This is a genomic window from Aeromonas sp. CU5, assembly GCF_002586745.1.
Classification (GTDB): Bacteria; Pseudomonadota; Gammaproteobacteria; order Enterobacterales; family Aeromonadaceae; genus Aeromonas; species Aeromonas sobria.
This window is the reverse complement of record NZ_CP023817.1, coordinates 792,916-805,623: the sequence shown is the minus strand read 5'-3', so window position 1 is coordinate 805,623 and position 12,708 is coordinate 792,916. Positions and strand designations below refer to the sequence as shown.

The following is a 12,708-nucleotide window of genomic DNA, read 5'->3' as shown; positions in this document are numbered from 1 at the left end:
GGGTGTCACCCAACGACTCAATTGAACAATACAGCCGGGCTATGCCCCGACTGTCAGGTTGCGCCAGCATGCAGACCAAAGACCAAATTTTTGCCGCCCCGATCGCCCGATTGGGGGATTTCTGTTTTGACGAACAGGTCGTCGACGTATTTCCCGATATGATCCAGCGCTCGGTGCCGGGTTACAGCAACATCATCTCCGCCATCGGTATGATGGCCGCCCGTTACGCCCAACCGATGAGCCGACTCTATGACCTCGGCTGTTCGCTGGGGGCCGCAACCCAGGCAATGCGCCGCCATATCAGCCAGCCCGGCTGCCGCATCACCGCGGTGGATCTCTCCCACCCGATGATCGAGCGCGCCCGCGCCCACCTCTCCGGTTTCAAATCCGAGGTACCGGTGGAGCTGGTGGAAGCGGATATCTGCGACATCGAGATCGAAAACGCCTCTGTGGTGGTGCTCAACTTCACCCTGCAATTTGTCGAGCCGGAGAAGCGGGCTGCCCTGATCCAGCGCATTCACGATGGTCTGCGCCCGGGCGGGATCCTGATCCTGAGCGAGAAGTTCCGCTTTGAAGATGAGCCGGTCAACGAGCTGCTTATCGAGCTTCATCTCGACTTCAAACGGGCCAACGGCTACAGCGAGCTGGAGATCAGCCAGAAGCGCACCGCCCTTGAGAACGTGATGCGCACCGACAGCCTGCAGACCCACCGTGATCGCCTGCGGGATGCCGGCTTCGTTCATCAGGATCTCTGGTTCCAGTGCTTCAATTTCGGCTCCATGATTGCCATCAAATCCAGTGAAACCCAACAGCCATGATCGACTTTGCCAACTTCTATCAACTGATTGCCAAAAACCGGCTGAGCCACTGGCTGCATACCTTGCCCGCCCAGCTGCACACCTGGCAACATGACAATCAGCACGGCGATCTGCCGCGCTGGAACCGCGCCCTCAACAAGCTGCCGGTGGTATCCCCCGGACACATCGAGCTGAAAAGTCGGGTCGATATAGGCTCGGCCGAGAGCCTCGGCGAAGGGGAGCGCAAAAAGGTCGAGAGCCTGCTGCGCCACTTCATGCCCTGGCGCAAGGGACCGTTCACGGTGCACGGCATCCACATCGATACCGAATGGCGCTCTGACTGGAAGTGGGATCGGGTGCTGCCCCATATCAGCCCGTTGGCAGGACGTTACGTACTGGATGTGGGCTGCGGCAGCGGCTATCACCTCTGGCGCATGGTGGGTGAAGGGGCCAAGCTGGCGGTCGGCATCGACCCGAGCCCGCTGTTCCTATGCCAGTTCGAAGCCATTCGCCACTTCGCAGGCAATGATCAGCGCGCCCACCTGTTGCCGCTCGGCATTCAGGAGTTGCCTGAGCTGCGCGCCTTTGACACCGTCTTCTCCATGGGGGTGCTCTATCACCGTAAATCCCCCATCGAGCACATCGAACAGCTGCGCAACCAACTGAAAGACGATGGTGAACTGGTACTGGAGACGCTGGTGGTTGATGGTGACGTCAATGAAGTATTGGTGCCTACAGATCGCTACGGCAAAATGCGCAATGTCTGGTTTATTCCCTCAAGTAACGCCCTCAAGCTGTGGGTTGAACGTTGCGGTTTCACCGATGTGCGGATAGTAGACGAGAATATGACCAGCACCGACGAACAACGTCGTACCGACTGGATGATTAATGAATCCCTGAGTGATTACCTGGACCCAGACAATCCGGCACTCACGGTAGAAGGACACCCGGCGCCCAAACGTGCCGTCCTGATTGCCCGCAAGGCCAAAGACTAGCCGCTGGCGATTCAGAAAGTTACACTGACCCAATTCCAGGAAGCACAGTTAAATGAATGACATGAAAAGCAAATTAAAAGGAATGACCCTGCTCTCCCTGCTTAGTCTCGGCGGGTGTGTCAATATGGAAAAAACGCCTCAGGTTCCTGTACTGACCCTGGCCGAGCTCCGTAGCGAACTCGACCAGAGCGAGCAGCGCCTGCAAACCTCCATGGAACAGCAACAAAAGCACTATGTGCAGCAACAGCACCTGCTGGTTCAGCTCAATACTGATGTCACCAATATGAAAGAGTCAGTCAAAAAACTCGATACCAAGCTCACCGCGATTCCTGCTGAGCCGCCCAAACCCATGGCCCTCCCAGCTGAGCAATGCCCGGCCCCCACTCAGGGCCACACCATAGATGGCAAACTGATGGTCGGTGAAGCGGAGTGGATCTGGGTTGACGCCGCCAACGACGCCTTCCAGGCGCGCGTGGACACCGGTGCCACCACCTCCTCCATCAGCGCCCAGGAGATCACCATTTTCGAGCGCAACGGCAAGAACTGGGTGCGCTTCTTCCTGAGTCATCAGGATGTTGATGACAAGATCCAGATCGAAGCCCCGCTGGTGCGCCATGTGCGGGTACGTCAGGCCTCTGCTGATGATCTCGACCGCCGTCCGGTGGTGCGTCTGGCGGTACGGATCGGTGACATGACCGAGAAAGCCGAATTTACCCTGAAAGACCGTAGCGACATGACCTTCCCTGTGCTGCTGGGTCGTGAATTTTTGAAAGACATCGCTGTGGTTGATGTGGCCCGCGAATATATCCAACCCAAACCCAAGCTCAAGGATGTGAAATAATCCATGGTTTCCCGTAAGCCGTTCTATTTGCTGGTAGCCCTGCTGTACATTGTCGGCCTGGGGATGACGATCTACCACCATATCGCGTTGGATGTGCCACTCACCCCCGGTGAAAAGCGCCAGATCTGGTCCATCGAAGCCAAGCTGGAGTTCGAGGCGACCGGTGATCCGGTGATCGCCTCCCTGGCCATTCCGGGCACCCAGCCCGGTTTCACCCTGATGAACGAGAACGCCGCCAGCCCGGGCTACGGCCTCTCCTTTGTCGAGAAAGATGGTGATGCCCGCGCCGAGTGGTCTATTCGCACCGCTTCCGGTCGCCAAGAGCTCTACTACCGCGTCGACATGATGGCGGATGCCCATGCCAAACCGGCTGCCAATCCGCAGCCGCCCGCCATCGAAAAACAGATCGAGAGTGAGCCCTACGCCACTGCGATGAAACAGATCGTGGAGCGGGCGCAAGAGCGCTCAGCGGATGGCTACACCCTGACTCGCGAGATCATCAAGGAGATCGAGAAGCAGGAGCAAAATGCCGAGCTGCTCAAAAAGAACAAGAGCCGTGCCAACCTGATCGCCGAGCTGCTCAACAATGCCGATGTACCGACCCGGGTGGTGCATGCACTGAACCTGGAAGATGGCCGCCGTCGTCAGGAGCTGGTGGATTACCTGCAGGTGTTCAACAGCCCGACCGACTACAAACTGTTCAACCCGCAAACCGGTGAACAGGGCCGTCCTGCCAACCTGCTACTGTGGGAATACAACTCAGGCGCGCTGCTGGATGTCACCGGTGGTCACAACTCCCGTGTCAGCTTCTCGATGATCGAGCAAGAGCAACCGGTCAACGTGGCCCTGGCCCAGAAGTTCGAAAAATCCGAGATGATGAACTTCTCCATTCATAGCCTGCCGCTGGAAGAACAGACCCTGTTCAAGGGCTTGCTGCTGATCCCGATCGGCGTGCTGATGGTGGTGTTCCTGCGGGTACTGGTGGGGATCAAAACCTCCGGCACCTTCATGCCGGTGCTGATCGCGGTCGCCTTTATCCAGACTTCGCTGGTCACCGGTCTCATCGGTTTCCTGCTGATTGTCGGCACCGGTCTCATCATCCGCTCCTACCTGTCGCGGCTTAACCTGCTGCTGGTTGCCCGAATATCGGCCATCATCATCATGGTGATTTCGATGATCGGTATCTTCTCGGCATTCGCCTTCAAGCTGGGGCTGACCGATGGCATGAAGATCACCTTCTTCCCGATGATCATCCTCTCCTGGACTATCGAGCGTATGTCGATCCTGTGGGAAGAAGAGGGTCCGAAAGAGGTGGTGCGCCAAGGCGGCGGTTCACTGCTGGTCGCCGTTATTGCCTATCTGGCCATGGATAACGAGCTGATCCGTCACCTTACCTTCAACTTCCTCGGTCTGCAGCTGGTGCTGATGGCAACCGTGCTGTTGATGGGTAACTACACCGGCTACAAGCTGAGCGAACTGAAGCGCTTCAAGCCGCTGGTGGACGAGATGAAGTCAGGCGCCACCCCGGGTAAGGACAAGTAACAGATGTGGTTCTGGGAAAAATACACCACCCCGTGGAGCCTGTCCCAATCAGGCATCCTCGGTATGAACAAGCGTAACCACTCCTACATCAGCCGCTACAATCCGCGCAGCCTCTACCCGCTGGTGGATGACAAGCTGCAGACCAAGCGCATCGCGCTGGATGCCGGTGTTACCGTACCTGAGCTGATCGGCACTATCCGTGCCCAGCACGATGTGGTGCGGATCACCAAGCTGGTCAAGGATTGGCCAGGGTTTTGTATCAAACCGGCCCGCGGCTCTGGTGGCAAGGGGATCCTGGTGATCTTGCGTCAGGAAGATGGTCTCTTCTACAAGCCCAATGGCAGTGCCTCCAACGGTCAGGATCTGGAGCGTCATGTCTCCAACATTCTGGCAGGGCTCTATTCGCTCGGCGGCAAGCCCGACGTGGCGCTGGTCGAAGGCCTCATCAACTTTGATGATGTGTTCGATGGCTACTCCTTCGAAGGGGTGCCCGATGCCCGGGTGATCATCTTCAAGGGCTTTCCGGTGATGGCGATGATGCGCCTCTCCACCGCCGCCTCGGACGGCAAGGCGAACCTGCACCAAGGCGCCGTGGGGGTAGGCCTGTGCCTGCGTACCGGTCGTGCCCTGCGGGCAGTGCAGTTTGGCAATCCACTGCGCCACCACCCGGATACCGGCCTTGACCTCTATGATCTCAAGGTGCCCCACTGGGATACCCTGCTGACCTTGGCAGCATCCTGCTACGAAATGTCGGGTCTGGGCTATATCGGCACCGACATGGTGCTGGACAAGTTCCGTGGCCCCATGCTGCTGGAGCTCAACGCCCGTCCCGGTCTTGCCATCCAGATCGCCAACGGCCGCGGCCTGGTGCCCAATCTCAAGACCATCGAGAAGCTGGGCCAAGTGAAGATGAACGTGGAGCAGCGGGTCAATTTCGCCAAGGATCACTTCGGGATCTTTGACGAGTAGCCACAAGCAGATAGCAAAACGCGCCAACTGGCGCGTTTTTTTATGCCTAACCTAGCTACCCCACTCTGATTGAGCCGCCATCACTTGGTTCTGCTGATCACAAACATAAAAAAACCGGCGCCTTGGCGCCGGTTCTTCAAACAGAGTGCGACCCCATTACAGGGAATCGGCATTCTCGGACAGGTACTTGGCCACACCATCCGGTGAAGCTGTCATGCCTTTTTTGCCTTTTTCCCACTGAGCCGGGCACACTTCGCCGTGCTCTTCGTGGAATTGCAGGGCATCGACCATGCGAAGCATCTCGTCGATGTTGCGGCCCAGTGGCAGATCGTTGACCACCTGATGACGAACAACACCGTTCTTGTCGATCAGGAAGGAGCCACGGAACGCCACACCGGCTTCCGGGTGCTCAACGTCATAGGCTTTGCAGATTTCGTGTTTCACGTCGGCGATCAGCGGGTACTTGACCTGACCAATACCACCATCTTCCACTTTGGTATTGCGCCATGCGTTGTGGGAGAACTGGGAATCGATGGAAACACCGATCACTTCCACGCCACGCTTCTGGAACTCTTCATAGCGGTGATCGAAGGCAATCAGCTCGGACGGGCAGACGAAGGTGAAATCGAGCGGATAGAAGAAGACAACGGCAGCTTTGCCTTTGATGTGGGATGACAGGTTGAATGAATCAACGATCTCGCCATTGCCCAGAACAGCTGCGGCGGTAAAATCGGGTGCGGGACGGCCTACCAATACCATATTCAATTCCTCTTTATGTGAAGTGAACAATCCGGTGAGGATTGGGCTACCTAGAGCCAAGTCCATCTAATTCAAGCGACAAACTATAGACCCGATGGTAGATTAGTAAATCAAATTAAATAGATAGCATTAATCGGGTTTTTCTATGCAACGTTGGCCCAGCCTCAAACAGCTGCAATATCTGGTTGCTCTCGACGAGCACAAGAACTTCAATCGCGCCGCCAAGGCCTGCCATGTCAGCCAGTCGACCCTGAGTACCGGGATCCAGACGCTGGAGGACATGATGAGCCTGCAACTGGTGGAACGGGACCACAAGAGCTTCATTATGACCCCGGTCGGCATGGAAATCGTCGAGCGAGCTCGCAATTTACTCTCCGATGCGCGGGATCTGATGGAGCTCGGACAACATCAGGGCGGCGTGATGCAGGGAACCGTGCGTCTTGGCTGTATTCCCACTATTGCCCCCTTCCTGCTCAGCAAACTACTGAAAGTGTGCAGCAAGACCTATCCTGAGCTGGAATTGTTGCTGCGTGAAGACACCACCAGCAATCTGCTCAAGCAGCTGGAGCAGGGGCAGCTCGATCTGCTGATCCTCGCCCTGCCCATCGAGATCGGCGGTTTTCACTGCAAGACCGTTGGTCAGGATCCGTTCCATATGGTGATGCCCGCCAGCATGGCGGCCGGTCTGCATACCCCGTTCGACTATAAAGAGCTGCCGAATCAAAGCATCTTTCTGCTGGAGCGGGAACACTGCCTCACCGAGCACGCGGTGAGCGCCTGCCGCCTGCGGGACAAGAGCAAGATCAACCCGTTCGCCGCCACCAGCCTGCACACCCTGGTGCAGATGGTGGAAGCGGGTCTTGGCACCACCTTCCTGCCACAAATGGCCATAGACGCAGGCATTCTCGCCAACTCCGATCTGGTGGCCATCCCGCTGCCGGGGGAGACCCCCTATCGCGAGATCGGGCTGGTATGGCGCCCCAGTACCACCCGGGTGCAGACCTTCTACAAGCTGGCGGAACTGCTCAAACCGTTGATAACCCCTGCCTCATAACGCAGACGCCAGCCCTCGGGCTGGCTTTTTTTGAGCCCCCGCCGCATTTTTCCGCTCCGCTGCTAGGTATGGAGCCAGATCCCTGTTTATGATGGAAAAGTTGTCGCATCACCACCTCCGGCCCTACAACCAGGTGGTAGAACACAGCTGTAGATGTACTTTTCTATTGGTTAAACATGTCTGTGAAGAGAGCCCCGATGTATCGCAAGCTGTCGCTATTCCTGCTGACCCTGCTGCTGGCCGCCTGCTCCAGCACGCCGGAGCCGCCTCCGCCCCCCCGGCAGAGCAGTGCCTTTGATGGCTTCTACCAACAGTGGCGCGGTGTCCCTTACCGGATGGGCGGCGCCAGCCGCGCCGGGCTCGACTGCTCCGCCTTCACCCAGCTCGCCTACAACCAGGTACTCGGCTTCAACCTGCCAAGAACCACCGAGTCCCAGGCCAGCATAGGTAAGCCGGTGGATCGCTACCGCCTGCAGCACGGGGACTTGGTCTTTTTCAAGACCGGCTGGCAGCAATACCATGTGGGGGTCTATACCGGTGCAGGGGAGTTTATCCACGCCTCCACCAGCAAAGGCGTTATCCGCTCCCGCCTCGACAACGTCTACTGGAACAGCCGCTACTGGCAAGCCCGCCGGGTGACCCAGTAACGGGTCACCTAGCTCCTATCCCCCTTCTCACTGGTTCCTCCAGCACAGGTCGTGGCTATAGCCCCCTGCGCTTATAACTCAATTGGCCCCAAAACCTGCAATTCACACCATTTCGTGATAAGGTGGTAGCCAATTTTTAACACCTTCGCAATTTTTTCATACGCCAGTTATCAGAATTGACAGTAAGTGTGGCGATAGAAACAACCGATCACCATCAGGCGTGGCGAAAGTGGCTGTGGTAACGCGCTCCGGGAAGGACCACCCACAGCAGCAATTTCAAAGGTTAAATGGATAAGGAGATCGTGCAATGAAACAGTATCAAAGCTGGCTGGGGCAATACCTGATGAGTCGCCGTGACGGTGACCACGCCATGGCATGCGAGATGGCGAGTTCCATCTGCGAGTTCTGGCAGCAGCAGGGGGATGAAAACGAACTGGACAAGTGGCAGCAGATTTACCAAAACCACCTGGAAAAGACCACTTAACTCCACTTGCCACCTTGCTGCCAGCCATCTGGTGTCGGCAGCAAGGCCACTCGCTGCCATCCGCTGACCCCTCTCCCCCTATTTTCCCGCTACGTTAAACCGCAACCTTCGTTAGCTCGCGCGTTACCGACTTCATGTTGCTCTCTTGCGCACCAACCTCTGCTCATTTCATCTCGGCAGCCATCCCCTGCGCCCAGTCGATAAAGGCCTGGATCTTGGGACACGCCCGGTTGGGCAGGGTCGCCATGTAATAACGCTGCTCGCACTTGACCTCCAGCCCGGGGAAAGGGGCCACCAGCTCGTTGCGCGCCAGCCGCTTGCTCACCAGATTCTTGCGCCCCATGGCAATACCGGCGTGATTCATGGCGGCGATGATGGCGAGATCCGAGCGATCAAAACCCATGCTCAGCTGGCATGACTCGAGGCTGACCCCGGCATGGCGAGCCCAGCAACTCCACTCGTCGGTATCCGAGTCAAATCCCCACGCCTGCCGATCATGGAGCAGACGGCACAAGGACAAGTTGGCGGGACTGCCGATAAGCCCGTGCTGCTCGGCATATTCCGGGCTGCAGACCGGCAGCATGAACTCATCCATCAGCGGGTGGATGGCAAGCCGATCCGGGCTCTTCTCATCGAAATAGAGGGTCAAATCAATGCCATAACCGTGCAGGTTGATGTTCTCGTTGCCGGTGATGATATTGAGCTCGATCTGCGGATGCAGGCGGGAGAAGTCCGCCAGCCTTGGCACCAGCCAGCACTGGGCGATGGAAGGGCGCGAATAGATGGTCAAAGTGCCGGAGAGCTCCTGATTCTTGATCTCCAGGATCTCCTGATTGATGAACTCCAGCGAGGATTTGAGCGCCCAGAACACCCGCTGCCCCTCCGCCGTCAGTACCACCTTGCGGTGAAAACGCTCAAAGAGCTTAAACCCCAACTCCTCTTCCAACGCACTGATCCGGTGGCTCACGGCACTGGGGCTCAGCGACAGCTCATCGGCCGCCATGGCAAACGATCCGTGGCGGGCGGCCGCCTCGAAGGTATGCAACTTGGCCAGCTGGTAGCCGCTCAGCAGCTTGTTGCGCGATATGTAATTATCCCCGTTATACATTCATCCCCCTCTCTGTAATGGCCGCCGATGATACACCCGCAGGCCACCTTCAGGATGAAGCAAAAAGACCCAAAGGATGTCATTTCGATAAAACGTGACCAATATGGCGCTTTTGCATCAACTCATCTCATCTAAGAGGCCAATTTCATCATTTGTCAGCACCGCCTCATTTTCATTCAATAAGCGCATAAATTTTCACTCATTACCCCCTAGAGGCGCAGTATGAATTCTGAAGTGTGGGTCGTCGGTACCTTGCTGACTAGCATCATCCTGATTGTCGTCACAATCGTGAAGGGCAAAGTGCATCCTTTCCTCGCCCTGCTGCTGGCAAGCTTCTATGTCGGCACCATGATGGGGATGAACCCTCTCAAGATGGTCAGCGCCATGGAAGAGGGCATTGGTGGCACCCTGGGCTTTCTCGCTGCCGTCATCGGCCTTGGCACCATACTCGGCAAAATGATGGAAGTATCTGGCGCGGCAGAGCGCATCGGTCTCGCCCTGCAGCAATGCCGCTGGCTTTCGCCCCAGGTCATCATGGTGCTGGTGGGTCTGGTGTGCGGCATCACCCTGTTTGTCGAAGTGGGGGTGGTGCTGCTCATTCCGCTCGCCTTCTCCATCGCCCGCAAAACCAGAACCTCATTGCTGACCCTGGCCATTCCGCTCTGCACCGCCCTGATGGCAGTGCACTGCATCGTGCCGCCTCACCCGGCCGCCCTCTATGTCACCAATCAGCTGGGTGCCGATATCGGTTCCGTCATCGTCTATGGTCTGGCGGTCGGGCTGTTTGCCTCGCTGGTGGGCGGCCCGCTGTTCCTGAAACTGCTGGGCAAACGGGTACCGTTCAAAGAGGTGCCCGCCGCCTTTGCCGACATCAAGGCCCGCGATGAGGCAAGCCTCCCGACCCTGGGAGCCTCGCTCTTCACTGTGCTGCTGCCCATCCTGCTGATGCTGGCCAAGACAGTCGCCGAGCTCAACATGGATCACGCAAGCCACCTCTATGTTGTGCTGGAGTTTATCGGCAACCCCATCACCGCCATGTTTATCGCCGCCTTCACCGCCTACTACGTGCTGGGGATCCGCCAGCAGATGAAGATGGAAGGGCTGCTCAACAAGACCGAGGAGTGCTTCTCCTCCATCGCCAATATCCTGCTCATCATCGGGGCGGGTGGCGCCTTCAACGGGGTACTCAAGGCAAGCGGCCTGGGCGATAGCCTGGCCACCATCCTCTCCCAGCTGGATATGCACCCCATTCTGCTGGCCTGGCTGGTTGCCATCGTGCTGCACGCCGCCGTGGGCTCGGCCACCGTGGCCATGATGGGCGCCACTGCCATCGTCTCCCCCATCATGGTGCACTACCCGAACATCAGCCCGGAGATCATGACCCTGGCCATCGGCTCCGGCGCCATTGGCTGCACCATGGTGACCGACTCCCTGTTCTGGCTGGTCAAGCAGTATTGCGGCGCCACCCTGAACGAAACGCTCAAGTACTACACCACCGCCACCTTTGTCGCCTCCCTGATGGCGCTGGCCGGTACCTTCCTGCTCTCCTGTATCGTGTAACAAGACCGAGAACCCCATGAAAAACATCGACGTACAACAACTCGCGACTCAATTTCCACTGGTGCAATCCCTGATCGCGCTCGAGCCGGTCAGCTGGTTCAACCCCAACGCCACCCCCCTGGCAGTCGGTCTGCCCTATGTCGGGCTCGATAGCCGCAATGTGGCGGATGCCTCAGCCCGGCTCGCCCGCTTTGCCCCCTACATGTGCGAAGCTTTCCCCGAGACCCGCGCCAGCAACGGCATTCTGGAGTCAGAGATCGCCGCCATTCCGGCGATGCAACGTACCCTCAATGAGCGTTACGGGGTCGAAGTGACCGGCAAACTGCTGCTGAAAAAAGATAGCCACCTGCCCATCTCCGGCTCCATCAAGGCCCGTGGCGGTATCTACGAGGTGCTGACCCACGCCGAACAGTTGGCGATCAAGGCCGATCTGCTGCGCGAAGAAGATGACTACCGCAGACTGTTCAGCGACGAGTTTCGCCAGTTCTTCAGCCAGTACAGCATCGCGGTGGGCTCCACCGGCAACCTCGGCATGTCTATCGGCATCATGAGCGCCAAGCTCGGCTTTACCGTCACCGTCCACATGTCGGCCGATGCGCGGGAGTGGAAGAAGCGCAAGCTGCGCGAGCATGGGGTGATCGTGGTCGAATATGCCGAAGATTACGGAGTAGCAGTGGAGCAGGGGCGCAAAGAGGCCGAGCGCGATCCCAACTGCTTCTTTATCGATGACGAGAACTCCCGCACCCTGTTCCTCGGCTACTCGGTGGCGGGCGAGCGGGTGAAAAAGCAGTTCGACGAGATGGGCATCAAGGTGGATGCCGACCACCCGCTGTTCGTCTACCTCCCCTGCGGCGTAGGCGGCGGCCCGGGCGGGGTGGCCTTTGGCCTCAAGCTCGCCTTCGGTGACCACGTTCACTGTCTGTTTGCCGAGCCAACTCACTCCCCCTGCATGCTGCTGGGGGTCCACACCGGATTGCACGATGCTATTGCGGTGCAGGATCTGGGCATCGACAACCTCACCGCCGCCGACGGCCTCGCGGTGGGGCGCGCCTCTGGTTTCGTCGGCCGCGCCATGGAGCGGCTGCTGGCGGGCTTCTACACCTTGAGCGATCAGGAGATGTATGACCTGCTGGGACTGCTGGCGCGCGATGAGCAGATCAAGCTGGAACCCTCGGCGCTGGCCGGTATGGCTGGCCCTTGGCGCGTAGCGGCCGATCCGGCATGGCAAACCTCGCAGGGACTGGACGCGGCAACCATGGCCCGCGCCACCCATCTGGTGTGGGCCACTGGCGGCGGCATGGTGCCCGCCGAAGAGATGGCAAAGTACCTAGCCAGCGCCCGGATCTAGGTAATATACCTGCATTTAGCAACAAACAAACCCGCCATCACGGCGGGTTTTCTGTGTTGGGAACAAGGGTATGGAGCTGATCCGTCGCAATCCGTGGCGACAATTCCCCCAAGTTGGTCATTTTGCGCCAAAATAGCGCTCATTTTTTGACATTTAGCGTCACGTTCACCGACAGATTACCCATCTGGCTCTCTGCTAGGGTCGTGATTTTGTACCATCATGCCTGATGATGTTACCCCCAATGTGAGCCGACATGCTCCCGTCAAGGTAGGCACCATCAAGGGCACATGAGATAAGGAGATCGTGCAATGAAACTGTATCAAAGCTGGCTGGGGCAATACCTGATGAGTCGCCGTGACGGTGACCACGCCATGGCATGCGAGATGGCGAGTTCCATCTGCGAGTTCTGGCAGCAACAGGGGGATGAAAACGAACTGGACAAGTGGCAGCAGATTTACCAAAACCACCTGGAAAAGACCACTTAACTCCACTTGCCACCTTGCTGCCACCCATCCGGTGTGGCAGCAGGGCCATAGCTCCCGTCGCGCCTTCTACCGCACACTCCCACTGCCTTAGCCCTGTTGCCAAGGGCTGTCGTCCAATG

13 protein-coding genes are annotated in these 12,708 nt (G+C 58.0%); 11 read left to right on the top strand and 2 right to left on the bottom strand.

The window, feature by feature from the left end:
* Window positions 1-68: 68 nt before the first annotated feature.
* Genes cmoA through CK911_RS03715 form a run of 5 tightly spaced genes read left to right on the top strand, consistent with a single transcriptional unit; the run spans window position 69 to window position 5,144 of the window.
* Window positions 69-818, top strand: a complete 750-nt coding sequence (cmoA, locus tag CK911_RS03735; protein ID WP_098969034.1) for a carboxy-S-adenosyl-L-methionine synthase CmoA — start codon at window positions 69-71, stop codon at window positions 816-818.
* The gene (gene cmoB, locus CK911_RS03730; RefSeq protein ID WP_098969033.1) at window positions 815-1,792 is read left to right on the top strand and encodes a tRNA 5-methoxyuridine(34)/uridine 5-oxyacetic acid(34) synthase CmoB; all 978 of its coding nucleotides are present in this window, start codon (window positions 815-817) and stop codon (window positions 1,790-1,792) included. Before cmoA ends, cmoB begins: the two co-directional genes overlap by 4 nt.
* Before the next feature lie 52 nt (window positions 1,793-1,844).
* On the top strand, window positions 1,845-2,633 hold the full coding sequence (locus tag CK911_RS03725; protein ID WP_042021316.1) for an ATP-dependent zinc protease: 789 nt from the start codon (window positions 1,845-1,847) through the stop codon (window positions 2,631-2,633).
* A 3-nt stretch (window positions 2,634-2,636) separates the two neighbouring features.
* Window positions 2,637-4,175, top strand: a complete 1,539-nt coding sequence (locus CK911_RS03720; protein WP_042021314.1) for an inactive transglutaminase family protein — start codon at window positions 2,637-2,639, stop codon at window positions 4,173-4,175.
* A 3-nt stretch (window positions 4,176-4,178) separates the two neighbouring features.
* Window positions 4,179-5,144 carry an alpha-L-glutamate ligase-like protein gene (locus tag CK911_RS03715; RefSeq protein WP_042021312.1) on the top strand — a complete coding sequence of 322 codons (966 nt, stop codon included), beginning with the start codon at window positions 4,179-4,181 and terminating at the stop codon, window positions 5,142-5,144.
* A gap of 156 nt (window positions 5,145-5,300) precedes the next feature.
* Here the strand turns inward: CK911_RS03715 and CK911_RS03710 are convergent, their stop codons facing one another.
* On the bottom strand, window positions 5,301-5,903 hold the full coding sequence (locus tag CK911_RS03710; RefSeq protein WP_068977246.1) for a peroxiredoxin C: 603 nt from the start codon (window positions 5,901-5,903) through the stop codon (window positions 5,301-5,303).
* A 145-nt stretch (window positions 5,904-6,048) separates the two neighbouring features.
* On the opposite strand from CK911_RS03710, the gene CK911_RS03705 reads away from it, so the two are divergent.
* The 3 genes from CK911_RS03705 to CK911_RS03695 all read left to right on the top strand — a co-directional run bounded on the left by CK911_RS03705 (window position 6,049) and on the right by CK911_RS03695 (window position 8,088).
* A complete protein-coding gene (locus CK911_RS03705) occupies window positions 6,049-6,957 on the top strand; it encodes a hydrogen peroxide-inducible genes activator (protein WP_098969032.1) in 909 nt (302 codons plus the stop codon).
* Between the two features lie 197 nt (window positions 6,958-7,154).
* Window positions 7,155-7,604, top strand: coding sequence for a C40 family peptidase (locus CK911_RS03700; RefSeq protein ID WP_098969031.1), 450 nt, complete (start codon window positions 7,155-7,157; stop codon window positions 7,602-7,604).
* Window positions 7,605-7,911: 307 nt separating this feature from the next.
* Window positions 7,912-8,088, top strand: coding sequence for a hypothetical protein (locus CK911_RS03695; RefSeq protein WP_005337704.1), 177 nt, complete (start codon window positions 7,912-7,914; stop codon window positions 8,086-8,088).
* Window positions 8,089-8,251: 163 nt separating this feature from the next.
* On the opposite strand, the gene dsdC is transcribed toward CK911_RS03695, so the two are convergent.
* Window positions 8,252-9,196: a DNA-binding transcriptional regulator DsdC gene (dsdC, locus tag CK911_RS03690; protein ID WP_098969030.1), complete on the bottom strand. Its 945-nt coding sequence runs from the start codon at window positions 9,194-9,196 to the stop codon at window positions 8,252-8,254.
* A 222-nt stretch (window positions 9,197-9,418) separates the two neighbouring features.
* Between dsdC and dsdX the strand changes: the two genes are divergently transcribed.
* From dsdX to CK911_RS03675, 3 genes are all read left to right on the top strand, one after another.
* The gene (gene dsdX, locus CK911_RS03685; RefSeq protein ID WP_098969029.1) at window positions 9,419-10,756 is read left to right on the top strand and encodes a D-serine transporter DsdX; all 1,338 of its coding nucleotides are present in this window, start codon (window positions 9,419-9,421) and stop codon (window positions 10,754-10,756) included.
* 16 nt (window positions 10,757-10,772) lie between these two features.
* Complete coding sequence (locus CK911_RS03680; protein ID WP_098969028.1) at window positions 10,773-12,104, top strand: D-serine ammonia-lyase; 1,332 nt, start codon at window positions 10,773-10,775, stop codon at window positions 12,102-12,104.
* A 308-nt stretch (window positions 12,105-12,412) separates the two neighbouring features.
* Window positions 12,413-12,589, top strand: a complete 177-nt coding sequence (locus tag CK911_RS03675; RefSeq protein WP_098969027.1) for a hypothetical protein — start codon at window positions 12,413-12,415, stop codon at window positions 12,587-12,589.
* The last annotated feature ends 119 nt before the right edge of the window (window positions 12,590-12,708 follow it).